Below are 23,415 nucleotides of genomic sequence, written 5' to 3'. Positions count from 1 at the left end.
TGCTGCCTGTTTCGTGGCTGACAACACGCTCCTTGGCGCCCACCAGGCTCACCTGGCATCCGAAGTCCGGGCCGGCAAACCAGTCGGCATCGGCAGCGTAGTTCTCCTGCGGGACCCGAACTGGTCACCGCAGCCTGGCGTGTGCTGCTGGCGCGCAAGTGTTCACGCTGTCTTCACCGACCTGGGCCTGAGGGTTCACGAAATTGGCTGGTCCCGGCGGGCAGAGGGGGCCGCCGCGGAATCCGGGCCGTCCGCGGCGTCTCCGGAGGTGCCCGCCGCGCCGTCCACCACTCCGTCGGCGACCGGCGTCGCCGTCCGTTTTGTCGGTCGGGCGGCGCGGGCCGGTGCCTATGCGGCCGGCCGGAGGGTACGCGCCGTGGCCGGCCGGGTCGGGCGCGAGTTCGAGGTCCAGGTGGCCCGGCGGATGGCGGGTGCCGGCTCGCCGGGCTCCGGGCGACCGCCGGCCGCGGGCGCGGGTCAGACCCGGACCCCGACGCCGCCCGTCGATCCGGCCCTGGCGGAACTCGCCGACGCCCGCCTGGTGCTGGCCGAGTCACCCGACGCCGCCATGGCCGCCGTGCACTCCGGCGTTCCCCCGGCGACGGTCTGGCTCCTTGCCGTACCCCCGGAGCGGGCCGCGCCCGGCGAACCCGTGACGTGGGCGGGGCCGCTGCGAGACGCCGCGCCGCTGATCGGCGGGTTCCTGGCGGACAGCATCGACGCCGCCGGCATTCTCGAACGCGTGGCCGGCCCGGTCCGCACGGTGGTGTTCCCGCCCCTGGCCACCGACCGCGCGTGCCCCACCTGCGGCGGCGGCGCGGAGGAGCCCGCGGGCGAGGAGGTGCTGGACGTCGAACCCACCGACGTGCCCGGGCACCTGCGGCTGTGGCGTGGCCTGCTCGACCAGACAGCCGGCGGCGGTGAGCCCAGGCCGACGCCCTACTCGTACGCCGTCGCCCGGCTGCGCGGCCCGGACGGTCCCTGGACGGCGCCGCGCCTGGACCCGTGGGGCGGCGAGGAGCAGCCGGTCACCGGCGAAGCCGCTCCCGACTGGACCGCCGCCGCCCAGCGCACCGGTGCCCACCACCTGCTCGACACGCTGCCACCCCTCGCCGCCGTCCCGGCTGACACGCCGCGGTTGCGGGTGCGGGTGTTCGGGCACGACCTGAAGTTCATGCGCGAACTCGCGGACGTACTCGGCGAACGACCAGACCTCGATGTCGCCGTCGACGAGTGGCGCAGCGCCGGGGCCAAGAACGACGGGATCACCGAGAACCTCGCCCGCTCCGGACAGACCCTGGTGGCCGAGTGGGCCCGGCCCAACGCGATCTGGCTGTCGGAGGTGAAGCGTCCCGACCAGCGGCTCGTCGTACGCCTCCACCGGTTCGAGATCGACAGCGACTACCCGCGCCGGATCAAGATCGACGCGGTGGACGCGGTCGTCTACATCGCGCCCCACATGGGCCGGCGGATCCACGAGGAGCTGGGCTGGCCCCGCGAGAAGCTCGTCTACATCCCCAACTACACGGACCTTTCCCGGCTGGACCGGCCGAAGTACCCCGACGCCCGCTTCACCCTCGGCATGGTGGGGATCGTGCCGAGCCTGAAGCGGTTCGACCTGGCGCTCGACCTGCTGGCCGCTCTCCGGCGCGAGGATCCGCGATACACGCTGCTCGTCCGGAGCCAGGCGAGCTGGGCGCACAAGCCGTCCTGGCAGCGGTCGGAGGAACGCCGCCACACCCAGCGCGCGCTCGAACGCGTCGAGAAGGACCCGCTCCTGCGCGGCGCGGTGGTCTTCGACGCCTTCGGCCGCGACATGGCCGCGTGGTTCCGCAAGGTCGGGCACATCCTGTCGCTGTCCGACGTCGAGGGCTCGCACGCCGCCCTCTGCGAGGGCATGGGTTCGGGGGCCGTCCCCGTCATCCGCGGCTGGGAGGGCGCGGCCGAGGCGTACGGCCAGGACGCGCTGTGCGGCTCGCTGGGCGACGCTGTCGCGCGGGTCCTCGAGAACGCCGATCCCGCCACCTGGGAACGCCGGTCAGAACAGGCCAAGCGGGAGGTCACCGCGAGGTTCGCGCCGGCACAGGTCGTCGAGGCGTGGGTCGACCTGTCGTACGGCCACATCGACGAGGCCCGGCAGCGATTCGCGGAGTACGCCGAGCCGGCCTTCCGCCGGTAGGTCGCGGGCCCGGCTGCCGGCTGAGCTGGCCGGGCCCGCGCTTTGAGGCTCACTGAAATTCGCCGCCTCGCGCGTCGAGAGCTGCTCACTATGCGAGATCGCCCATCGAGGTTGCGGTGACGGGGGCTGGCGTCCACCGGGAAGCCTGATCTACGGGACCCGCCCTATCCCCGCAGACCAGCGAGGGCCAGCTGGGCGACGCGCTCGACGGTGCGGATGCCGCGGCTGTCGGTCGGGTGGTGGTCGGAGAGAACGGCGATGAGCCAGTCGTGGTCGCGTTCGACGATGTGCCCGATGCTGTTGACGATCCAGCGGCTCTGGTCGGCGTTGATCTGCACGCGACCGTTCTTGAACTGGATCGCGCTCGCCGTAGGATGCGCGGCGCTCCGGACTCCCCAGGACTGGATCTTGATGATGCGCGCCATCAGGTCGAGTAGGTAGCGGCGGCTCTCGGAGTTGAGCGGCCCGCCGGGGTCGGTGATCTTCTGGAGCAGGCGCAGCTGGTCCCGCGCGGTGGTCTTCGTCAACCCCCAGTTGGCGCCGACGTGGGGCAGGGTCTCGACCAGCCCGAACTGCTCGTTCGCCCATACGAGTCCGTCGCGGCGGCCGAGATGGTGCCAGAGGGTGCTGGTCGAGGGATTGTCGCTCCGGGTGATCATGGCGTGCGCGAGCTGCCGCTGGCCGGCGGTCAGGGGCTCCTTCCGGCGCTGCGCCCGCAACAACAGCGCGGCGAGGATCTCGACCTTGATGATGCTGGCCGTGTGGAAGTGCCGGGAGCCAAGGGCCATCGAGACGCCGGTGGCCTGGTCGATGACCGCGATTGAGATGCGCCCGCCCATGCTCGCGATGTAGCTGGCCACCTCCTCGCGCGTTCGGGTCACGCGGTCAGCGGTGGGCTCCACCTGGTTCGCCTCGGTTGAGGACTGGCTGGACGCCGAGGAAGCGCCCGCCGAGGAAGCGCCCGCCGGGAGAGCGTCAGCCGAGGTAGGGCTCGGGGTGGCTGTGCCGGGCCCGGTCGGCGCCGGCGTACCTGATGCCGTTGCGCGCGCCGGCGATCCGCTGGCCGTTGGTCGGCCGGTCGCGACCGCCCGGCCGTGCGCGGTCTCGGCGGTCACTCCCCACGACAGGAAGGCAGCGGTTCCGGCGGTGAGGCCACCCAGGCCGATGCCGCCGGACCAGAGGAGCCGCCGACGGGTGAGTCCTTTCCCGCGGGCGTCCTGCGGATCTGGCACTGTGTCCTCTCCGTCGAAACGGCGTACGTCGATCTTGCTGTCGTTCATCTACAGATGCTTGTCGCCTACCCACAGCTGCGAAGTGACTGCGGGAGGGTTGCCGGGGCGCACGATGTGGGACAGAACCTGAGGGACCCTACGCGCTGGTGAACCATGGTGAACAGCGCTAGTACGCCTAGATGACACAACGAGGTCTTCGGGTTACCGAGATGGTAACTTTTCCCTAACTCTCCGGAGTCCCCGCTGGTTTTGGCCAGTTGAGCAGGGGGGCCACACCTAGAGTCCGAACCGTGTGTGACCTAGCTGTTGTTGGTCTCGGGTACGTCGGCTTGCCGCTGGTCCGAGAGGCCTGCCGTGCCGGGCTCCGGGTGGTTGGCATCGATGTCTCGGCTCACGTGGTGGATGGCCTCGTGTCCGGGCGTTCCCACGTCGACGACATATCTGATGATGACGTTCAGTCCATGCTGCGGAGCGGCTTCTCGGCGACCACCGAGGAGGCTGCCCTCGCAGCGGCCGATGCGGTCGTGATCTGCGTTCCGACACCGTTGGACGAGGACGGCGGGCCTGACCTTGCCGCCGTGACCTCGGCCGCCGAGATGGTCAGCCGGCGTCTGCGCGCCGGCATGCTCGTCGTCCTGGAGTCGACGACCTACCCCGGCACCACCGACGAGGTCGTACGCCCGATCCTCGAGAAGTCCGGCCTGCGGGCCGGCGAGGACTTCGCGCTCGCCTTCTCTCCCGAGCGGATCGACCCCGGCAACCCGACGTACGGTCTGCGCAACACGCCGAAGGTGGTCGGCGGGCACACGCCGTCGTGCACCGAGCGGGCCGAGCAGTTCTACGGCAAGATCTGCGACCAGGTGGTCAGGGTCAAGGGCACCCGCGAGGCCGAGATGGCCAAGCTGCTCGAGAACACCTACCGCCACGTCAACATCGCACTCGTCAACGAGATGGCGATCTTCTGTCACGAGCTGGGCATCGACCTGCGGGAAGCGATCGCGGCCGCCGCGACCAAGCCGTTCGGCTTCCAGGCGTTCTATCCGGGCCCCGGCGTCGGCGGGCACTGCATCCCGATCGACCCCAACTACCTGTCGTACAAGGTCAAACGACTCGGCTATCCGTTCCGGTTCGTCGAACTCGCGCAGGAGATCAACCAGCGGATGCCGGCGTACGTCGCGCAGCGGGTCCAGGACGTGGTCAACGAAGCCGGCCGCTCGGTGAAGGGCTCGACGGTGCTCATCCTCGGGGTGACGTACAAGCCGAACATCGCCGACCAGCGGGAGTCGCCGGCCCGGCCGGTCGCCCGGCGGCTGCGCCGGATGGGTGCGAACCTCGTGTTCCACGACCCGTACGTCATGCAATGGGAGGTTGACGGCGAGCCGGTGCCACGCGTGGACGACCTGGGGGAAGGTCTGCGGAGTGCTGACGTGAGCCTGCTGCTGCAGGACCACGCGGCGTACGACCCGGACACACTCCGGCAGGCGCGCCTGCTGTTCGATACGCGGGGGCGGGTCAATGACGGGACAGCCGAGGTGTTGTGATGCCTCCCCTGCGCGTCCTGGTGTGCACGGTGGTGCACCACCCTCAGGACGCCCGTATCCTCCACCGGCAGATCAAGGCCATGCTCGACGCCGGCTACACCGTGACGTACGCCGCGCCGTTCTCGGCGTACGGCACCGAGGCGTGGCTCGAGGTGGAGGCGGTCGACCTGCCGCGGGCAGCGGGCCGCAACCGTACTGACGCGCTCAGGGCGGCGCGGCAGGTCCTGCGTACCCACGGGCCCAAGGCCGACCTGATCCTCCTGCACGATCCCGAACTCCTCCTCGTGCTTCCCGGCCTGGACCTTGACGCCGCCATCGTGTGGGACGTCCACGAAGACACCGCCGCCGCGTTGGTCGCCAAGGCGTGGTTGCCCGGCGCGCTCCGGCCGCTGGCCCGGGCTGGCGTACGCATCGTGGAGGAGCAGGCCGAACGCCGGCTGCGGCTCATCCTGGCCGAGAAGGGGTACGGCAGCAGGTTCCGCCAGGTCCATCCGGTGGTCCCCAACACGACGTATGTGCCGGAGTCCGTCGTACCGCCGGGTGACCAACGGGTGGTGTACGTCGGCCACCTCGCGGTCGCGCGCGGCGTCGACATCATGGTCGAGACGGCCAGGCACCTGCGCGGCAGCGGGCTCACCGTCGACGTCGTGGGGCACGCCGACTCCTACTCCCGGGGCGTGCTCGACCAGGCGCAGGACGAAGGTCTCCTCCGCTGGCACGGCTTCGTCCCGAACGACAAGGCGATGGCGTTGATCGACGGCTCGATGTGCGGGCTGTCGCTGCTGCAGGACCTGCCCAACTACCGGCACTCGATGCCGACGAAGGTGCTGGAGTACATGGCGCACGGCATACCCGTCGTGACGACCCCGCTGCCGGCGGCGGTGTCGTTGGCGCAGGTGCACAAGTGCGGGCTCGTCGTACCCTTCGACGATCCGGCGGCTACGGCGGCGGCGGTGCTCCGGCTGCGCGACGACGCGGAACTGCGTGTGACGATGGGCCGGCGTGGCCACCAGGCGGCCCGGCTCGGCTACCACTGGCCCGACGCGGCGCGCGACTTCCTTGCCAGGCTCGAATCCTGGGCCCGCGCCGCCCAACCGCACCCCTGCATGACCCTCGGCACTTCCTGAGGCTCCGGGCCGGGCCGGGCCGGGCAGATTCGGTGACGAGGAGGCGCCTACGCCCCTACGCCTGCGTGAGAGCGGCGACCGTGCGCTCCGCCGCGTGGCCGTCGCCGTACGGAGTGCCGCGATCGGCCTGCGGCACTGGCCGGGTGGCGAGGTCTTTCACGCCGGTGAGGTCGGGGTCGAGGACGTTCCAGCCGCCCTCCAGCGTCTCCGTCCACTCCGTCTCGGTGCGCAGCGTCGTGCACGGAACGCCGAGCAGGAACGCCTCCTTCTGCAGGCCGCCCGAGTCGGTGACGACGCCCCGCGCGGCGCGCACCGTGCGCACCATGTCGGGGTAGGCGAGCGGTTGGAGCGCGTGCAGGGTGGGGCGATCGAGGGAGATGCCGTACTCCTCGCACCGCGCCACCAGCCGGGGATGGGCGAGGAGCGCGACGGGGACGTCGAGGCTGGCGAGGGCGTCGACCACAGCCGTGAGCCGGGCGGGGTCGTCGGTGTTCTCGGCGCGGTGGACCGTCGCCACGAGGTAGCCGTCCGCCGCCGACGTGACCGCGGCCGGCAACTCGGCCGGCGGCGGTGAGCTCGCCACCGCGTCGCGTACCCGGAAACAGACGTCCGTCATGACGTCGCCCACCAGGACCGAACGCGCCGCGAGGCCTTCGCGGGCGAGGTGCCCCATCGCGACGTCGGTGGGCGCGAGCAGGAGGTCGGCGGCGTGGTCGGTGAGGACGCGGTTGTGTTCCTCGGGCATCCGTCGGTTGAAGGACCGCAGGCCGGCTTCGAGGTGCGCGACCCGGATGTGCATCTTCACCGCGGCCAGGGCGCCCGCGACCGTGGAGTTGGTGTCGCCGTAGACGAGCACCCAGTCGGGCCTCTGCTCCTCGAGTACCGCGTCCATCGCGCCGAGCATCGCACCGGTCTGGACACCGTGCGTACCAGATCCGATACCCAGGTGTACGTCGGGAGCCGGGATCGCGAGGTCGGCGAAGAACACGTCGGACATCCGCGCGTCGTAGTGCTGTCCGGTGTGGACGATCACGTGCTGGTGCTCGGTCCGCGCGAACGCGGTGGCCACCGGGGCCAGCTTGACGAACTGCGGGCGCGCGCCGACGACGCTGAGGATCTTCACGGCAGGTACCCTAGCGACCGCTCCCTGCTCATGAGTTCCGTGGACGCCCGGAGGCGTAGTCCCTTGAAGATCACCGTCGTCGGCCTGGGCAAGATCGGCCTGCCGCTGGCCGCGCAGTTCGCCGGCAAGGGCCACTCCGTGACCGGTGTGGACGTCAACCCGCGGGTCGTGGAGTTGGTGAACGCCGGCACCGAGCCGTTTCCGGGCGAGGCCGAGCTCGACGTCCGGCTCAAGCAGGCGGTCGCCGATGGCACGCTGACCGCGACGACCGAGTACGCCGAGGCGATTCCCGGGGCCGACTACGTGGTGGTTGTGGTTCCGCTGTTCGTCGACGGGGACGGCGTTCCCGACTTCGGCTGGATGGACTCGGCAACCCGCGACATCGCCGCCAACCTCACCGCCGGCACCACGGTCATCTACGAGACGACGCTGCCGGTCGGCACGAGCCGCACCCGCTGGAAGCCCGCCCTCGAGCAGGGTTCGGGGCTGGTCGAGGGCACCGACTTCTGGGTGGTCTTCTCGCCCGAGCGGGTGCTGACCGGCCGGGTGTTCGCCGACCTGCGCAAGTACCCCAAGCTGATCGGCGGCCTCGACGCCACCGGCGCGGCGAAGGCGCGGGAGTTCTACGAAGCCGCGCTCGACTTCGACGAGCGGCCCGACCTCCCGCGACCCAACGGTGTCTGGGACCTCGGCTCCGCGGAGGCGGCCGAGTTGGCCAAGCTCGCCGAGACGACGTACCGCGACGTCAACATCGGGTTGGCGAACCAGTTCGCGCGCTTCGCCGCCCAGCACGGCATCGATGTGCTCCAGGTGATCGACGCGTCCAACTCCCAGCCGTACAGCCACATTCACCGGCCGGGCATCGCCGTGGGCGGTCACTGCATCCCGGTCTACCCGCGCCTCTACCTCTGGAACGCCCCCGACGCCACGGTGGTGCGCGCCGCGCGGGAGGCCAACGCCGCGATGCCGGCGTACGCCGTCGACCTGCTGGCCGAGGCGTACGGCGACCTCAGCGGTGCGCGGGTGGTCGTGCTGGGTGCGGCCTACCGCGGTGGGGTCAAGGAAACGGCGTTCTCCGGGGTGTTCCCCACCGTCGAGGCGTTGCGTGGGCGGGGTGCCGAGGTGTTCGTGCACGATCCGTTGTACGACGACGATGAGCTGGCCGCCCTGGGCTTCGCCGCCTACCACCTGGGCGAGCCGGTCGACGCCGCGATCCTGCAGGCCGACCACGCCGACTACCGCCAGATCGGTCCGGCGGACCTGCCAGGTGTGCGCGCCCTCGTCGACGGTCGGGCCGTGACTGACGCGGCCCGCTGGGACGGCGTCGCGCGCCGGGTGATCGGCGTCGCGTAAGTCCTGCTGGGCACCTCTGGCCCGGCCGCCATGATCACGAAGGATTTTCGTCGCTGTGTGACCAAGATCCTTACCGATCCTCGAATGCCCGGACTCCTTGGTCTGATGTCTCAGCATCCGGATGGGCAAGCTGTACGCCACAGCGCCGCCAGTAGTCCGGAGTGCGAGACAACCCGCTGCGCTCAAGATCATTTCGGGGAAGTGGCCCACATTCCGCGCGGGCGTGGGCCACTTCTCCACAATGATCTTGGTCTGAGTCGAGAGTTGCTCGCTATGGCGATCGCCCACTGAGGTTGCGATGACTTGGCGGAGGAGTTTCGGCAAAGAAGCCGAGGCACCTCCGCCAAGTCGCCTCCCGCAACCTTCACGATGCCGCGACCTGTCGGCGTGAGGGTTTTGAATAGGCCTCCATCTGGGTGAGGGGCCCCCTTGGCCAATAGAGCCGTACGAGGGTGCCCCCGACCCAGAATGAGCCCGCGCCCCCTGGCCGAAGAACGAGCCCGAGGCCCCCGACCCAGAACGAACCCCCCGGGTTGGGTTGCCACCGGGACGCCTGCGAATCACGGATCCTGGACCAGAGGCGCCGCCTGGTTCAGCCGTTCGCCAGTGCCTGAAGTCGGTCGTACGCGCCGTTGAAGTAGTTCTGGTCGAGCGGACTGCTGGTGTACTGCCAGAAGGTCCGGAACCCCCAGCCGCCGAAGAGCACCGGCGGGTTGTTCACGTAGTCCGCGATCCACAGCGGACTGACGGTCGAGAACGCCGTGCTGTTGCCGGTACAGGGGACCCACCAGTTCCGCGCCGTGTAGATCACCATGTCCCGCCCGGTGCGGGCCTTGAAGGTGTTGGCGAAGTCGCGGATCCAGTTCACGAGGGCGGCCTGGCTCATGCCGTAGCAGGTGCCGCCGTACGGGTTGTACTCGATGTCGAGCACGCCCGGGAGAGTCTTGCCGTCGCGGGACCAGCCGCCGCCGTGGTCGACGAAGAAGTTGGCCTGGGCCGATCCGCTGGAGTCGTTGGGAACGCCGAAGTGGTAGGCGCCCCGGATCATGCCGATGTTGTAGGAGCCGTTGTACTGCTGGGCGAAGTACGGGTTGCGGTAGTAGGTGCCCTCGGTCGCCTTGACGTAGGCGAACCTCTTGCCCTGGCCCCACCAGTACGCCCAGTCGACGTTGCCCTGGTGGCTGGCGACGTCGATGCCCGGCGTCTGAGTGGCCAGCACGGTGACGGACGGCCTCGCGGCTGCCTTGCCAGTCGGGGCCTTCCAGCCCATCGTCGCGTCGCCGGGCTGGTTGATCCCCGCCCGCCGGGCCGCCGCGGTGGGCTCGAGGTCGGAGTCGGGTTTGAACACCACGCGGGTCGTCGGCGCGCCGGGCACCGCGGCCTCAGATGCCGTGGCGGGCCGGGCGGCCGCGCGGGCGGGCTCGGCAGACGCGTCGTTGGCAGCGAGCGACGACGCGGCGAGGCTCATCATCAGAGCCGTGGCGCCAACCAGGCTGCCGGCAAGCACAGGGAGGAACGAACGGCGTCCGCGCCGGGCGGATGCGACCCGCGACGAGCGGTCGCGCGGCACGGAGGGAGACAGCAGCGACCTCATGGGATCTCCTTCGGTCAGAGGCGGGCGGAGCGGTGGGTGGGCCGCCCGGACAAGCGGGCGGACAAGCCCCATATCGCCAGTGATCCGGAGACTAAGGAGAAAGTTACCCAGGTCGGTAGGTTTCTGGCAGCAAGTTTCCACGCGAACCTGCCGGAGGGGCGCCCTCGATCCGGTGCGATCGAGTGGCGCCCCTCCGGAGGCGGGCAGGTTGTCACTTCGCCGCGTTGTACGCCCACGCCTTCAGTTCGTCGAGCGACCCGTTGAAGTAGTTCTGGTCGATCGGCGAGTCGGTGTACTGCCAGAAGGTGTGCCGCTTCCAGCGACCGGGCAGCGGGCCCGTGCTCCGTCCGTACTCCGCGATCCACAGCGGGCTGTCGCTGAACTCCTTGGTGTCGCCGGTGCACTGCTGCCACCACTCTTCGGTGGTGTAGATCAGGGCGTTGTGTCCCGTGCGGGCCTTGTAGGTCTGGAGGAAGTCGCGGATCCAGTTGACCATCGCGCGCTTGGAGATCCCGTAGCAGGTCGAGACGCTGACGGCCTCGCCGTACTCGATGTCGAGCTCGCCGGGCAGGGTCCTCCCGTCGCTGCGCAGTCCACCGCCGTTGTCGACGAAGAAGTTGGCCTGGTCGGCGCCGCTGGCCCGGTCCGGCCGGCCGAAGTGGTACGCGCCGCGGATCATGCCGACGTCACCGGCACCGAAGTACTGCTGCCGGAAGTACGGGTTGCGGTAGCGGGTGCCCTCGGTGGCCTTGACGTAGGCGAACTTCTTGCCCTTGCTCCACCAGTGCTTCCAGTCGACGTTGCCCTGGTGACTGGCGACGTCGATGCCCGGCGTCCGGCCACCCCGCGTGCGGATGATCACGGGTTTGAGGCCGGCCTTCGCCTTGGAGGGATCGGCCTTGGAGTGCGGCTTCGGCGAGGCGCTGGCCGCCCGGGTCACCGCCCCGGTCTGGTCGGCGGCGAGCGTGGGCGTGGCCACTCCCACGGCGGCGGCGCCCACGGCAACGGCGCCCGCGACGACGGCGGTGCCGAGGAGGGCCGCGGCCCTGCCGGGGGCGGTCAGGCGGTGCGGACGGTGGCCGGGCTTCGGATGCCGCGAGTGCTTCGAGGACTCCGGGTCCTTCGGGGCGTGCGCGGACGAGGAGGCGGTTGGCCTCACGAGATCTCCTTCGGTCGGGGTGCGGAGCAACACGCCCCCCCGACTCCTCCCGTCACGCCCGCCCCGGGTATCCGGGATCAGGAGGGGAGGTGGGTACTCGTGTCTGTCGACAGAGGGCAGGAGATCTTCGTGCCGAGCTACTTCGGGGGAACCGCGTTGCCGTTGGTGTTGCCGGTGCGGCCCCCGCGGCCGACCTGGGCATTCTGCGGTTCCCCCTGAGGTTCGGCAAAACCGGCGGTCCACCATCCGGAAGATCAGGTGTGAAGTACGCCGAAATTTTGCACCCATCGTGACGCAACTTACGGGCCAGGCCGGGAGTCATCTAGGTGGATCGGGAAATCCCGATCTCGATCGTCAGTCGGAGTTGTCCAAAGCTGCGTAGTATGCCTGCGCTTTTCTGCCTCTCCGGAGTGGATGTCGAACACTAAGTAACAATCTTGGCAATGATGTCTCATAACACGTCATTAGCGGCAGATTGTTCGTAACCGTGCGCGCCGCGAGTCGTTGGTAGCGCCGGGGGGTGGTGCGGGTGAACGTCGAGCGGACACAACGGGAGCCGCGTCGTTCGTCCCAGGCCCGCACCAACTGGCCGGGACAGACCTTGGGGGTGTTGTGAAGCACCAGGTGGCGCGCGGTGTGAAGCGTGGCTTCGACATCGCGCTTGCACTCGTCGGATTGCTCGTCCTCTCTCCAGTCGTGCTGATGGTTGCGTTCGTCGTACGCTGGCGGCTCGGATCTCCCGTCCTCTTCCGCCAGCGCCGGACCGGCATGCACGGGCGTTCGTTCTCGGTTCTGAAGTTCCGCACGATGACAGACAAGCGGGACGGCCAGGGCTATCTGCTGCCCGATCACCGGCGGCTCACGCGGCTCGGCCGGCTGCTGCGCAAGCTCAGCCTTGACGAGATCCCGCAGCTCATCAACGTGCTCCGCGGCGACATGAGCATCATCGGGCCGCGGCCGCTGCTCCCGAAGTACGACGTGTGGTACACCGCCTACGAGCGCCGCCGCTTTGACGTCCGCCCCGGCATCACCGGACTCGCTCAGATCGCCGGCCGCAACACCGTGGGTTGGAGCACGCGGCTCAGCCTCGACGTCGAGTACGTCGACCGCCGCTCCTTGTGGCTCGACGCCAGGATCCTGGTCCAGACCGTGAAGGTGGTCTTCGCTCGCGAGGGCGTGGTGGTCGACACCCGCACGTTGATGAGCGACCTGGATGAGGAGCGCGGTGAGGCGATGACCGACGAGTTCATCCTCACCGCCAAGGACCGCAAGCTTCTCCGCGCCGGCTGATCAGACCGGTACGACTGTTCGAGTCCGAGGCGCACTGGCGCCGCTCTGGCCCGAGGCAGCGTCCGGGGCCCGTAATGATCACGTAAACGTGATCATTACGGGAGCTACGTGAACCCGACCGTCAGACGCCGAGGCCGGCGGTGCGGTAGGCCGGGAAGAATCCCCGATCCGGGTCCAGCTCCACGGACCGGGCGGCCTTGGCGTACGCGTCCTGATCGAGGATCGCGCGGATGGTGCGATAGGCGAAGCGCTCGGGCCCGAAGCCACCCTTGTAGCGCAGCAGGCTGTCATCCCCGCCGCCCACCCCGCCACCGAGGTGCAGCCACCGATCTCCGCGCAGGCGTCCCTCCTCGGCGACCGCCTCGAACAGCGGTCGAGCCGCACCGAGCGCGTAGTCGGCCGCGCGAGTGCCGCCGAGGTGGTACTGCAGGATGCCGTTCGTACGGAAGAAGATCGCCGCACTCGCGACCTCACCGTCAGGCTTGCGGGCCACCCACAGCTCGGCGTGCTCGCCGAGCGCGGTGAGGAGTTGTGCGACCCGGGCCTCGTCGAGCAGATACGACTCGGATGCCTCGTGCTTCGACATGGTCTCGAGGTAGCAGGCCGTGAACCCGGCGATCGCGTCGTCGCCGTGGTCGCGGGCGTACGTCAGACCGTGCGCGGTCGACTTGCGCAGAGCCCGCCGATGGTGGGACGTCGCCCGGGCGAGCCGCTCCTCCCGCGTACGGGTGAGGTCCACCGCGACGGTCGGCGTGGTCGCGGAGACGACGAAGGGCGCCGCGGTGAAGAGGTCGCCCGCGTCGAGCAACGGGTTGGTGCGGAGGAATACCGAGAGCACGGACAGCTCCGCGCAGGTCTTGGTGAACCACTCCGCGAATCCGTGTCGCCAGTCGTCATCCACGCGGTCGCCGGGCACGTCGCACAGCGGACCGGGATAGCCGTACACGGAGGTCGCGTCCAGCGCGTAGCCGGTCGCCTCACGAACGGCGGCCGGAAGCGGGCGCAGGGTCAGCGGCAGGACCACCTTGACACCACCGGCCTCGTAGGCCAGCAGGACCGCGTCACACACTTCAGGGGTGGTGAGCCGCTGGTAGGCGGGGAGGTGGTATGTGTCGTACCCGCCGGCCAACTCAAGCCCGGCAAGCCACGAGGGCTCGTCCTCGAGCCTGGTCACTGTGTCCATGAACGATGTGGTGGTGTAGGCGGCAGGTGAAATGCGTGGACAAGCCTAGAGGTCCCGATTCGGCAGCCCCAATCGGGTGGAGGTGGTTCGGTGCCTGAGGTTCGCGTGTGTGACGCCGACGAGGAACGCTGGTGGCCGCCGGCCGCGGAGTTGCTCCGCCTCGTCGTGCCGGTGGCGTGCGCGGGGCTCACGCCGTACGACAGCGGCCGGTTCGCGCGGTTCCTCGCCGCGGGCTGCGCGGTTCCGCCCGGCAGCCGGACCCTGGTGTTACGCGCCGCCCTGGCCGATGGCCGGCTCGCCGGGGTCGCCGACTGGCGGCTCCTCGGGCCCGTGCTCTTCCTCAACGGCGTGGCGGTGGCCGGCGACCAGAGGCGGGCCGGAATCGGCCGGCACCTGCTCGCCGACGGTGTCGAGGTCGCCCGTGCCGCCGGGGTGTCGGCGATCGAGTTGGACGTCGCCGACGACAACGCCGCGGCGGCCGCGCTCTACCAGCGGATGGGTTTCCAGGCGGTGGGCGGCTCGACCTGGTGGGCGCTCGATGGTGGCGCGGCGAGTGGACCTGGGGAAGGCCGCCTGGCCGGAGCCGCCGCTGGCACGCCGCCGGTGCCCACGGACGCCGCCACCTCGCCGGGTTGGCGCCTGCGTACCTGGCCGGCGTTCTCGGCGCATCACGCTGCGTACGGCTTCGGAGATCTGCAGGTCAGCCAGGGCGACGGCGTCCTGGATGTCCGGGTGCTGGCGGGTGGCTGGCGGGTGAGCGGCGGCGCGAGCGATCTGAGTGCGACGGACGACGCGGGCACCCTGGCCACCCTGATGGCGGCGCTCGCCCCGATCGTGCCGGGAGGGAGGCCGGCGCGGGTGTTCACGGCCGGTGAGACGCGGCCGGGTGGGCCGCCCGGTCCGGTGCTCGCGGCGTTTCGCCGGTTGCGTCTCGACCTGTGAACGCCCGGGACCGGCCCAGACGAGTGTCCTCAGGATGTGTCTGGCCCAGGTAGCATCGCAGGGCGTCTGTCTTTGTCCGAATGCGTGCCAGGTGGTGTCATGCCCGTCGATTACCGGTTGTCGCACTTGCGGGCGCTCGAGTCGGAATCGGTCCACATCATCCGTGAGGTGGCCGCCGAGTTCGAGCGCCCTGCTCTCCTCTTCTCAGGCGGCAAGGACTCCTGTGTGATGCTCCGGCTCGCCGAGAAGGCGTTCTGGCCGGCACGAGTGCCGTTCGCGATCGTCCACATCGACACCGGGCACAACTTCGCCGAGGTGCTGGAGTTCCGCGACCGCCGGGTGAAGGAGCTGGGCCTCCGGCTGGTGGTCGGCTCGGTGCAGGACGCGATCGACGACGGTCGCCTGACCGAACGCCCGGGGCAGGGCCGTAACCGCCTCCAGACCCACGTGCTGCTCGAGACGGTCGAGCAGCACGGCTTCGACGCCCTCCTCGGCGGCGCCCGGCGCGACGAGGAGAAGGCCCGCGCCAAGGAACGCGTCTTCTCGTTCCGCGATGAGTTCGGCCAGTGGGACCCCAAGAACCAACGCCCCGAGCTCTGGAACGTCTACAACGGCCGGCTCCACCCGGGTGAGTCGATCCGGGCGTTCCCGTTGTCCAACTGGACCGAGCTGGACATCTGGCAGTACATCGCCGACGCCGAAGTCGACATCCCGTCCATCTACTTCGCCCACCGCCGCAAGGTCTTCGAGCGGGACGGCATGCTCCTCCCCGAGGCTGACGTGCTGCCCCGCCGGACAGGCGAGGAGTTGTACGAAGCGATGGTCCGCTACCGCACGGTCGGCGACATCTCCTGCACCGGCGCGGTGCCGTCCACGGCGGCGACCATCGAGGAGGTCATCGCCGAGGTGGCGACCAGCCGGATCACCGAGCGTGGGGCGACCCGGGCTGACGACAGGTTCAGTGAAGCCGCCATGGAAGACCGCAAACGGGAAGGCTACTTCTGATGGACCTCCTGCGCTTCGCGACGGCGGGGTCCGTCGACGACGGCAAGAGCACGCTCATCGGGCGGCTGCTCTACGACTCGAAGGCGATCTTCGAAGACCAGCTCGAGGCGGTCGAGCGGACCAGCCGGGACAAGGGCTTCGAATACACCAATCTGGCCCTCCTCACCGACGGGCTCCGCGCCGAACGCGAGCAGGGCATCACGATCGACGTGGCCTACCGCTATTTCGCGACTCCCAAGCGGAAGTTCATCATCGCGGACACGCCCGGCCATATCCAGTACACCCGCAACATGGTCACCGGCGCCTCCAACGCCGACCTTGCCCTGGTGCTCGTCGACGCCCGCATCGGCCTGGTCGAGCAGACCCGCCGGCACGCGTTCCTGGTCTCGCTCCTGCGGGTGCCGCACCTGGTCCTGTGCGTCAACAAAATGGACCTCGTCGACTACGACCAGGGGGTCTTCGAGCGGATCCGGGAGGAGTTCGTCGGCTTCGCCACCAAGCTGACGATCCCCGACCTGCAGGTGGTCCCGATCTCGGCGCTGGAGGGCGACAACGTCGTCGAGCGGTCGGCCAACATGCCGTGGTACGACGGACCCTCGCTGCTCCACCACCTCGAGAACGTCCATGTCGCGAGCGACCGTAACCTCGTCGACGTACGCCTGCCGGTGCAGTACGTCATCCGCCCGCAGTCCAACGACTTCCACGACTATCGCGGGTACGCCGGCCAGATCGTGGGCGGTGTGCTCAAGCCCGGCGACGAGGTGATGGTCCTTCCTTCGGGGATGACCTCGCGGGTCGAGCGGATCGAGACCGCTGACGGACCGATCAAGGAGGCGTACCCACCGATGTCGGTGACGGTGCTCCTGGCCGACGATCTTGACGTCTCGCGCGGCGACCTGATCTGCCGGCCCTTCAACAAGCCGGTGGTCGCCCAGAACGTCTGCGCCATGGTGAGCTGGATGATCGACCAGCCGCTGCGGCCCGGTCAGCGCCTCTACATCAAGCACACGACGCGGACGGCGAAGGCGATCGTCAAGAAGCTGCACTACCGCCTCGACGTCAACACCCTGCACCGAGATGAGCAGGCTGACCAACTCGGGCTCAACGAGATCGGCCGGGTCGACCTTCGGGTCGCGCAGCCGTTGTTTGTGGACGAGTACGCCCGTAACCGGTTGACGGGCGGGTTCATCCTGATCGACGCGGCCACCAACGTCACCGTTGGCGCCGGCATGATCGTCGCCGCCGATTAGCCCACTGTGTCGCGGGCTTTGGCGAACGCGGCCGCCGCTCGCTCGAGGTCGTCCAGGCTGTGTGCCGCGGACATCTGCGTGCGGATCCGCGCCGCGCCGTGCGGGACCACAGGGTAGGAGAACGCCGTCACATAGATCCCGAGGTCGAGCAGTGCGTCGGCCATCCGGCCAGCCAGTGCCGCGTCCCCGAACATCACCGGGATGATTGGATGCTCGCCCGGGAGTACGTCAAAACCTAACTGGAGAAGGCGATTCCGGACGAACGCGGTGTTGTCGCGGAGCCGTTCGCGGAGTTCGTCGGAGGAATCGAGAAGATCGAACGCCTGGATCGACGCGGCCGCGATCGCCGGCGCGAGGGAATTCGAGAAAAGGTACGGCCGTGACCGCTGGCGCAGAAGTTCGATGATTTCGGCCCGGCCGCTCGTATAGCCACCACTCGCCCCACCGAGCGCCTTCCCCAAGGTCCCGGTGATGATGTCGACCCGGTCGGCGACGGCGTGAAGTTCGGGTGTACCCCGGCCGCGCGGGCCGACGAATCCGACCGCGTGGGAGTCGTCCACCATGACCAGCGCACCGTGCCTTTCGGCCAGCTCACAGATCTGGTCAAGCGGCGCGAGATAGCCGTCCATGGAGAACACCCCATCGGTGGCGATCATCCGGAATCTCGCGCCGGATGCCTTCTGCAGTTGGGCTTCGAGATCGGCCAGATCGCGGTTCTGGTATCGGAATCGGCGCGCCTTACACAGGCGTACGCCGTCGATGATGCTCGCGTGGTTGAGGGCGTCGGAGATGATCGCGTCGTCGGAGCCGAGCAGTGTTTCGAAAAGCCCTGTGTTGGCGTCGAAGCATGAGCTGTAAAGGATGGTGTCCTCGGTGCCGAGAAACTCGGAGATCCGGCGTTCGAGAGTCTTGTGGAGTTCCTGCGTACCACAGATGAAGCGTACGGACGCCATCCCGAATCCCCAGTCGTCAAGGGCGGCTTGCGCGGCCGCGACGAGCGAGGGATGGTCGGCCAGGCCGAGATAGTTGTTGGCGCAGAGGTTCAGCACCTCCCGATCACCGGAGACCCCGACCACGGCGCGTTGGGGTGTGGTGAGTGGGCGTTCCGCCTTGTAGAGGCCGCCCGCGCGGATTTCCGCGAGTTCCGCACGCAGGTGGTCACGCATGCCGTCGAACATCTCGTCCCTTCTTAAGAGCCTTTACCTGATCCGACTCGCACCGATTCGGCGACAAGTGAAGGATCGGCCGGGGGAGATGAGCCCAGGACTGTCCACGTTACGTCCAGTCCAGGATCACCTTGCCACAAAGGCCTTCCCGCACCGTCCTGAACGCCTGCTCGTACTCTTCCGCACGGAACCTGTGCGTGATGACCGGTGTGATGTCGAGGCCTTCCTGGACGAGCACTGACATCGCGTACCACGTCTCGAACATCTGCCGGCCGTAGATCCCCTTGATCGTCAACATGTGCAGGACGACCCGGCTCCAGTCGATGCTGATGTCGCCGGACGGCAGGCCAAGAACCGCGATCCGTCCGCCGTGCGCCATCGCCTCGACCATCGCCGGGAGTGCCTGCGAGTTCCCCGACATCTCCAGACCGATGTCGAAGCCTTCCTTCATGCCGAGGTCCTGATGGACCCGCGCCAACGTGGTACGCCCGGTGTTGGCGGCGACGGTGACGCCGACCTTGCTGGCGAGTTCGAGCCGATAGTCGTTGACGTCGGTGATGACGACGTACCTCGCCCCGGCGTGGCGGACCACCGCGGCCGCCATGATCCCGATCGGACCGGCGCCGGTGATGAGGACGTCCTCTCCGAGGACCGGAAAGGTCAGAGCGGTGTGAACGGCGTTCCCGAACGGGTCGAAGATCGTGGCCACGTCAAGGTCGATGTCCGGCCGATGCTTCCAGACGTTGGTGGCGGGTAACGTGAGGTAATCCGCGAACGCCCCGGCCCGGGTGACACCGACCCCTTCGGTACGGGCACACAGGTGTCGCCGGCCAGCCATGCAGTTGCGGCAACGCCCGCACACCAGGTGCCCCTCGCCGCCCACGAGGTCACCGACCGTGAGATCGTCCACGCCCGCGCCGAGCGCGACGATCCGCCCGACGAACTCGTGGCCGACGACCAGCGGCGTGGGAATGTGCGCCTGGGCCCACTCGTCCCACGCGACGATGTGGAGATCGGTCCCGCAGATACCTGTCTGCAGCACCTCGATGAGGACCTCGCCGGTGCCGGGGGTGGGGTCGGGCACGTCCTCCAGCCACAGGCCCGGCTCCGGCTTGGCCTTCACCAGCGCGCGCATCGTGGACCTGTCCTGGTCGTCACGGACGGCGGCCGGTCAGCGCGATCAGCTTGTCCTGCTGGTCGTCCGACTTGATCGGCACCGGCGGCGCCATCATCGGGGTGCCCTGCCACTGGGGTACGGCCTCGGAGGCGTACGCCCACACGTGCCGGACGACCACCGGATCGAGACGCTCGTCGAGTCCTGCGCCCCGAGCCAGGTCCCACGCATGGACGGCGAGGTCGAACAGCATCTGCTCGGCGTACTCTTCGGCGCTCGTGTCGCCGAAGGAGAGATGGACCTGCGCGTCGTCGGACGTACGCGCCCACGCGGCCAGCGAGTCCGCGATCGCCGCGTCCCAGGTGGCCACCGGGTCGGTTCCCAGGACGTCGCCGTCGTAACGATCGCCGACCTGCTCGATGGTCTCGCCCCCCAGGATGTGCGGTGCCCACAGGTGTTCTGAGGCCAGGTGATTGACCAGATCGCGAACGGTCCACTCGGTGCACGGCGTGGACCCGGTCCACTGATTGGCGGGCACGCCGTGGACCCGGTCGCTGAACACCCGCGCGGCGCGCGGCATCAACGTCCGTGCGGATTCCTGCGTCTTCGTCATAACCCCTCGCCTCCCCCGAACTGGGACCGTCCGAACCTCGGCGAGGGATGGCGTGGAGGCGGACAAAGCTGCTAGCGTTCGAACATGCTTTCGAACCACTCAAGCTCATCGATCTCCGGCTCGCTGGCCGAGATCGACCCCGTCGCCCTTGGTCAGGCCGGCCTGCAGGCGCTGGCGCTGGCTGGCACCGCGATCCTCGCACGGTACGCCACCGTGGAGGAGCGTGCCGACGGAATGACCGACCTCGAAGGGACCCTGCCGCATCCGCAGTGGAGCATCCTCATGCGCGCCATCGGTGCCTTCGCCGACCCTGCCCACTCCCACGTGTTGAGCAACGAAGACGAACGCCAGGCCGAGGCGGTCGCGGCCATGTGCCTGCGGGCGCGCACGGTGCTCGCCCGTGAGCACCGCATGGCGCCGCGCCAGCGATCTGCGAGCATCCCAGACGGGTAGGTCAGAGACCGGCGGTGCCCGACCATCCCGCCTCGTCGACCCCGCCCGGGATCGGCGTGCTCGGGTCGTACGGCTTGCGGGTGAAGACGAACGTCGCGAGGTTGAGGTGGCTCACGCTGCCATCCGGCCGCCGTACGACCTCGAGCGTCTCGCCCGCGTAGTAGCCGTCGAGTCCGGTCCACGTGCCATCGGCGTTCGGTCGAAAGCGCGACGCCCGCCCGGCGTTCCCCATCGGGCCGAGTTCGAGCTCGCCGGTGCCGCGAACGCGCAGGACGTACGCCGCTGGCCCCCAGTGCCACCCGCCGAGGATGTCGAACACACTCTCAGGCAGGGACGCCACCGGAGCCCACTCGGCCGGCAACCTTGGTTCGCGCTCGGCGACGATGCTGATCAGATCGCTGCCGAGCGCGACCGGGTTGATACCGGAAGTCGTGTTGGCGAGCGCGACCGCGCCGAGCTCATCCTCGACGTCGACGTAGAGGCCAGCGAGGAAGCCGGGCATCGAGCCGCCATGCCCGACAAGAGTCCGCCCGTCGACCTTGAGGACCTGCCAGCCGAGCCCGTACCCCGAGGTCCAGGTGGGCGCCCGGTCGACGGTGATCGGCTCCCGCATCTCGGCCAGCGTGTCGGGGTCGAGGACGTCACCGGTGTCGCCGGCAAGGAACGCCGCCCAGCGGGACAGGTCGGTGATCGTCGACCACAGCTGCCCGGCGGGAGCCATCGCGCCGGCGTCATGGGCGGGCTCCGGCAGCAGCAGGTCTGCCCACGGGTGCACCGCGAAGCCGGACAGGTGCGGAGCCTGCGGGTGGTACGTCGTCCGTCGCAGCTCCAGCGGAGCCAGGACCTCCTCAGCGAGCGCCTCCCACCAGGAGCGCCCGCGGTGGCGGGCGACGACCTCGCCCAGCGCCGCGAAGCCGACGTTGGAGTAGTGGAAGCGCCGGCCCGCTTCGTGCCTGAGCGTGGCGTCGGTCAGGGTGGCGGCCAGGCCGGGCCAGGCGGCTCCGGGCGTGCGCTCCCACCACGGGCCGTCGCTCTCCGCCTGGACGCCGGAGGTATGTGACAGCAGCTGCGCCAGCGTCCGGTCGCCCAGTGGGGTGCCGGGTACGTGGCGTTCGAGCGGGTCGGAAAAGTCCAACCGCCCCTCGTCGCGAAGCCTGGCCACGAGGACCGCTGTGAAGGTCTTGGTGATCGACCCGATCCGCGACTGCGTGTCGGTGTCCGGCGCGGACTGGCCCGCCCGGCCGCGCGCGCCGTCCCAGACGAGCGCTCCGGAACGCAGGACGCCGGCGACCAGCGCGGGAGCTCGCCCGTCCGCCTGCTCCCGCGCGACCCGGCGGAGCAGCTCGTGCGCGGTCGTGGGGAGCACCCCTGCCGCGGGTCCCGAAGGGCTCTCGGCAGGCGGCGCCGCGCCGGCGGCCGATGCGGGCTGGAGCGACTGGTCAGGCGGAAGCGACATGCGCGCCAGGGTAGTGCCGTACCCCTGGCGACGCCTTCGGGAGACCGCGCCGTCGGGTGGTTTGGAGGCGTCTGGTTACACTCGAACCGTGCCGGGTGGCGACGGACTGCTCTCCCATGACCCTCACCCCGAAGACAAAGGACCCAAGGACGCATGTGGCGTCTTCGGTGTCTGGGCTCCAGGGGAAGAGGTCGCGAAGCTTACCTATTTTGGTCTTTACGCGTTGCAACACCGCGGACAGGAGTCAGCGGGCATCGCGGTAGGCAACGGTCGACAGATCCTGGTCTACAAGGACATGGGTCTGGTGTCCCAGGTGTTCGACGAAGCGATCCTCGAGTCGCTCTCAGGGCACCTCGCGGTCGGCCACTGCCGCTACTCGACCACCGGATCGAGCGTCTGGGAGAACGCCCAGCCGACGTTCCGGTCCACTGCGGTCGGCGGGGTGGCGCTCGCCCACAACGGCAACCTCACCAACAGCGGCGACCTCGTCGAGCTCGCTGCGAAGCGCTCGGTCGAGACCAGCCTGTTCGAGCCGGTGGGCGACAAGGGCGCGTCGACCGACACGGGCCTGATCACCCGCCTGCTCGCGACGTACCCCGATCGGCCGCTGATCGACGCGGCCGCCGAGGTCTTCGTCGAGCTCCGGGGCGCCTTCTCGTTGGTCTTCATGGACGAGGGCACGTTGTACGCCGCCCGCGACCCGCAGGGCATCCGGCCGCTGGTGATCGGCGAGCTCGCGCGCGGTTGGGTCGTGGCCAGCGAGAACGCCGCTCTCGACATCGTGGGCGCGACGTTCGTCCGCGAGGTGGAGCCCGGCGAGATCGTGGCGATCGACGGGGACGGCATCCGGTCCCGCCGGTTCGCGTCGCCCGAGCCGAAGGGCTGCCTGTTCGAGTTCGTCTACCTGGCCCGTCCTGACACCAAGATCTCCGGCCAGTCAGTGCATGCGACCCGGGTCGAGGTGGGACGCCGGCTGGCGCGGGACTTCCCCGTGGACGCCGACCTCGTCATCCCGGTCCCGGAGTCGGCGACACCGGCGGCGATCGGGTACGCCGAGGAGAGCGGCATCCCATACGGCCACGGCCTGGTCAAGAACAGCTACGTCGGCCGGACGTTCATCCAACCCAGCCAGACCCTTCGTCAGCTCGGCATCCGGCTGAAGTACAACCCCCTGCGCGAGGTCATCGAGGGCAAGCGCCTGGTGATGGTCGACGACTCCATCGTGCGCGGCAACACCCAGCAGGCGCTGGTGCGGATGCTGCGAGAGGCCGGTGCCCGCGAGGTGCACGTCCGGATCTCCAGCCCGCCGGTCAAGTGGCCGTGCTTCTACGGCATCGACTTCGCGTCCCCCTCCGAGCTGATCGCGGCCGAGCAGAGCGTGGCGGAGATCTGCGCGTCGATCGGCGCTGACTCTCTCGGCTTCATCTCGCTCGAGGAGCTCACGGAAGCCAGCATGGTTCCGGCCAGCCAGCTGTGTCGGGCCTGTTTCGACGGCAGCTACCCGGTCGAGATTCCCGAGTCCGCCCGCCTGGGCAAGTTCCAGCTCGAGGTCGCGGCACCCCGCCAGTGACCGGGCGTGGCCCGGGCGTGCTGTCCCGTACGCCGCAGAAAGGACACCGTGACGTGACCGAGTCG

19 protein-coding genes are annotated in these 23,415 nt (G+C 69.3%); 10 read left to right on the top strand and 9 right to left on the bottom strand.

All coding sequences use genetic code 11. From position 1 onward, the window contains the following. The first annotated feature begins 13 nt into the window (after window positions 1-13). Window positions 14-2,179, top strand: coding sequence for a hypothetical protein (locus B141_RS52275; protein WP_020576248.1), 2,166 nt, complete (start codon window positions 14-16; stop codon window positions 2,177-2,179). 164 nt (window positions 2,180-2,343) lie between these two features. Here the strand turns inward: B141_RS52275 and B141_RS40995 are convergent, their stop codons facing one another. Next, a complete protein-coding gene (locus B141_RS40995) occupies window positions 2,344-3,459 on the bottom strand; it encodes a serine hydrolase (RefSeq protein WP_020576247.1) in 1,116 nt (371 codons plus the stop codon). 242 nt (window positions 3,460-3,701) lie between these two features. Between B141_RS40995 and B141_RS0116310 the strand changes: the two genes are divergently transcribed. Together B141_RS0116310 and B141_RS0116305 are read left to right on the top strand one after the other, a co-directional pair. Further along, window positions 3,702-4,952, top strand: a complete 1,251-nt coding sequence (locus tag B141_RS0116310; protein ID WP_026257278.1) for a nucleotide sugar dehydrogenase — start codon at window positions 3,702-3,704, stop codon at window positions 4,950-4,952. Beyond that, window positions 4,952-6,079: a glycosyltransferase family 4 protein gene (locus B141_RS0116305; RefSeq protein WP_020576244.1), complete on the top strand. Its 1,128-nt coding sequence runs from the start codon at window positions 4,952-4,954 to the stop codon at window positions 6,077-6,079. The genes B141_RS0116310 and B141_RS0116305 overlap by 1 nt, the downstream gene beginning before the upstream one ends. A gap of 55 nt (window positions 6,080-6,134) precedes the next feature. Here B141_RS0116305 and wecB read toward each other — a convergent pair whose 3' ends face one another. Continuing rightward, a complete protein-coding gene (wecB, locus tag B141_RS0116300) occupies window positions 6,135-7,202 on the bottom strand; it encodes a non-hydrolyzing UDP-N-acetylglucosamine 2-epimerase (RefSeq protein WP_020576243.1) in 1,068 nt (355 codons plus the stop codon). A gap of 63 nt (window positions 7,203-7,265) precedes the next feature. Here wecB and B141_RS0116295 point away from each other — a divergent pair, with 63 nt between their 5' ends. Beyond that, the gene (locus B141_RS0116295) at window positions 7,266-8,555 is read left to right on the top strand and encodes a nucleotide sugar dehydrogenase (protein WP_020576242.1); all 1,290 of its coding nucleotides are present in this window, start codon (window positions 7,266-7,268) and stop codon (window positions 8,553-8,555) included. A gap of 592 nt (window positions 8,556-9,147) precedes the next feature. Here the strand turns inward: B141_RS0116295 and B141_RS0116290 are convergent. Next, window positions 9,148-10,149 carry a lysozyme gene (locus B141_RS0116290; protein ID WP_020576241.1) on the bottom strand — a complete coding sequence of 334 codons (1,002 nt, stop codon included), beginning with the start codon at window positions 10,147-10,149 and terminating at the stop codon, window positions 9,148-9,150. 211 nt (window positions 10,150-10,360) lie between these two features. Beyond that, a complete protein-coding gene (locus tag B141_RS0116285) occupies window positions 10,361-11,308 on the bottom strand; it encodes a lysozyme (RefSeq protein WP_237742712.1) in 948 nt (315 codons plus the stop codon). Between the two features lie 612 nt (window positions 11,309-11,920). On the opposite strand from B141_RS0116285, the gene B141_RS0116280 reads away from it, so the two are divergent. Further along, window positions 11,921-12,598: a sugar transferase gene (locus B141_RS0116280; protein WP_020576239.1), complete on the top strand. Its 678-nt coding sequence runs from the start codon at window positions 11,921-11,923 to the stop codon at window positions 12,596-12,598. Between the two features lie 121 nt (window positions 12,599-12,719). Here the strand turns inward: B141_RS0116280 and B141_RS0116275 are convergent, their stop codons facing one another. Further along, a complete protein-coding gene (locus tag B141_RS0116275; protein ID WP_084678327.1) occupies window positions 12,720-13,781 on the bottom strand; it encodes a GNAT family N-acetyltransferase in 1,062 nt (353 codons plus the stop codon). Between the two features lie 90 nt (window positions 13,782-13,871). On the opposite strand from B141_RS0116275, the gene B141_RS45710 reads away from it, so the two are divergent. The 3 genes from B141_RS45710 to cysN all read left to right on the top strand — a co-directional run bounded on the left by B141_RS45710 (window position 13,872) and on the right by cysN (window position 16,978). Continuing rightward, on the top strand, window positions 13,872-14,723 hold the full coding sequence (locus B141_RS45710) for a GNAT family N-acetyltransferase (protein ID WP_020576237.1): 852 nt from the start codon (window positions 13,872-13,874) through the stop codon (window positions 14,721-14,723). 99 nt (window positions 14,724-14,822) lie between these two features. Beyond that, window positions 14,823-15,728 carry a sulfate adenylyltransferase subunit CysD gene (gene cysD / locus B141_RS0116265; RefSeq protein WP_020576236.1) on the top strand — a complete coding sequence of 302 codons (906 nt, stop codon included), beginning with the start codon at window positions 14,823-14,825 and terminating at the stop codon, window positions 15,726-15,728. After that, entirely contained in the window at window positions 15,728-16,978 is a 1,251-nt protein-coding gene (cysN, locus tag B141_RS0116260; RefSeq protein WP_020576235.1) for a sulfate adenylyltransferase subunit CysN, read from the top strand. Before cysD ends, cysN begins: the two co-directional genes overlap by 1 nt. Here the strand turns inward: cysN and B141_RS0116255 are convergent. The 3 genes from B141_RS0116255 to B141_RS0116245 all read right to left on the bottom strand — a co-directional run bounded on the left by B141_RS0116255 (window position 16,975) and on the right by B141_RS0116245 (window position 19,871). After that, window positions 16,975-18,144, bottom strand: a complete 1,170-nt coding sequence (locus tag B141_RS0116255; protein ID WP_202805803.1) for a glycine C-acetyltransferase — start codon at window positions 18,142-18,144, stop codon at window positions 16,975-16,977. The two genes, cysN and B141_RS0116255, sit on opposite strands and share 4 nt — an antisense overlap. Window positions 18,145-18,253: 109 nt before the next feature. Next, complete coding sequence (gene tdh, locus B141_RS0116250; RefSeq protein WP_020576233.1) at window positions 18,254-19,279, bottom strand: L-threonine 3-dehydrogenase; 1,026 nt, start codon at window positions 19,277-19,279, stop codon at window positions 18,254-18,256. A gap of 19 nt (window positions 19,280-19,298) precedes the next feature. Beyond that, window positions 19,299-19,871, bottom strand: a complete 573-nt coding sequence (locus B141_RS0116245; RefSeq protein WP_020576232.1) for a TIGR03086 family metal-binding protein — start codon at window positions 19,869-19,871, stop codon at window positions 19,299-19,301. 84 nt (window positions 19,872-19,955) lie between these two features. Here B141_RS0116245 and B141_RS0116240 point away from each other — a divergent pair, with 84 nt between their 5' ends. Then, the gene (locus tag B141_RS0116240) at window positions 19,956-20,324 is read left to right on the top strand and encodes a hypothetical protein (RefSeq protein WP_020576231.1); all 369 of its coding nucleotides are present in this window, start codon (window positions 19,956-19,958) and stop codon (window positions 20,322-20,324) included. Window position 20,325: 1 nt separating this feature from the next. On the opposite strand, the gene B141_RS0116235 is transcribed toward B141_RS0116240, so the two are convergent. Then, window positions 20,326-21,780 (bottom strand): serine hydrolase domain-containing protein, encoded by a 1,455-nt coding sequence (locus B141_RS0116235; protein ID WP_084678325.1) that lies wholly within the window; start codon window positions 21,778-21,780, stop codon window positions 20,326-20,328. A gap of 88 nt (window positions 21,781-21,868) precedes the next feature. Between B141_RS0116235 and purF the strand changes: the two genes are divergently transcribed. Further along, the gene (gene purF, locus B141_RS0116230; protein WP_020576229.1) at window positions 21,869-23,350 is read left to right on the top strand and encodes an amidophosphoribosyltransferase; all 1,482 of its coding nucleotides are present in this window, start codon (window positions 21,869-21,871) and stop codon (window positions 23,348-23,350) included. Window positions 23,351-23,415: the final 65 nt, after the last annotated feature.

Source organism: Actinopolymorpha alba DSM 45243, from assembly GCF_000373925.1.
Classification (GTDB): domain Bacteria; phylum Actinomycetota; class Actinomycetes; order Propionibacteriales; family Actinopolymorphaceae; genus Actinopolymorpha; species Actinopolymorpha alba.
Note: the sequence above shows the minus strand (reverse complement) of the source record. Positions and strands in the feature narration are given on the sequence as shown.

Bases quoted from the DNA above. Each gene is read 5' to 3' on its own strand.
- B141_RS40995 (WP_020576247.1), bottom strand. From the start codon at position 3,459: ATGAACGACAGCAAGATCGACGTACGCCGTTTCGACGGAGAGGACACA.
- B141_RS0116305 (WP_020576244.1), top strand. From the start codon at position 4,952: ATGCCTCCCCTGCGCGTCCTGGTGTGCACGGTGGTGCACCACCCTCAG.
- B141_RS0116290 (WP_020576241.1), bottom strand. From the start codon at position 10,149: ATGAGGTCGCTGCTGTCTCCCTCCGTGCCGCGCGACCGCTCGTCGCGG.
- B141_RS0116275 (WP_084678327.1), bottom strand. From the start codon at position 13,781: ATGGACACAGTGACCAGGCTCGAGGACGAGCCCTCGTGGCTTGCCGGG.
- cysD (WP_020576236.1), top strand. From the start codon at position 14,823: ATGCCCGTCGATTACCGGTTGTCGCACTTGCGGGCGCTCGAGTCGGAA.
- cysN (WP_020576235.1), top strand. From the start codon at position 15,728: ATGGACCTCCTGCGCTTCGCGACGGCGGGGTCCGTCGACGACGGCAAG.
- B141_RS0116255 (WP_202805803.1), bottom strand. From the start codon at position 18,144: ATGCGTGACCACCTGCGTGCGGAACTCGCGGAAATCCGCGCGGGCGGC.
- tdh (WP_020576233.1), bottom strand. From the start codon at position 19,279: ATGCGCGCGCTGGTGAAGGCCAAGCCGGAGCCGGGCCTGTGGCTGGAG.
- B141_RS0116245 (WP_020576232.1), bottom strand. From the start codon at position 19,871: ATGACGAAGACGCAGGAATCCGCACGGACGTTGATGCCGCGCGCCGCG.
- B141_RS0116240 (WP_020576231.1), top strand. From the start codon at position 19,956: ATGCTTTCGAACCACTCAAGCTCATCGATCTCCGGCTCGCTGGCCGAG.
- B141_RS0116235 (WP_084678325.1), bottom strand. From the start codon at position 21,780: ATGTCGCTTCCGCCTGACCAGTCGCTCCAGCCCGCATCGGCCGCCGGC.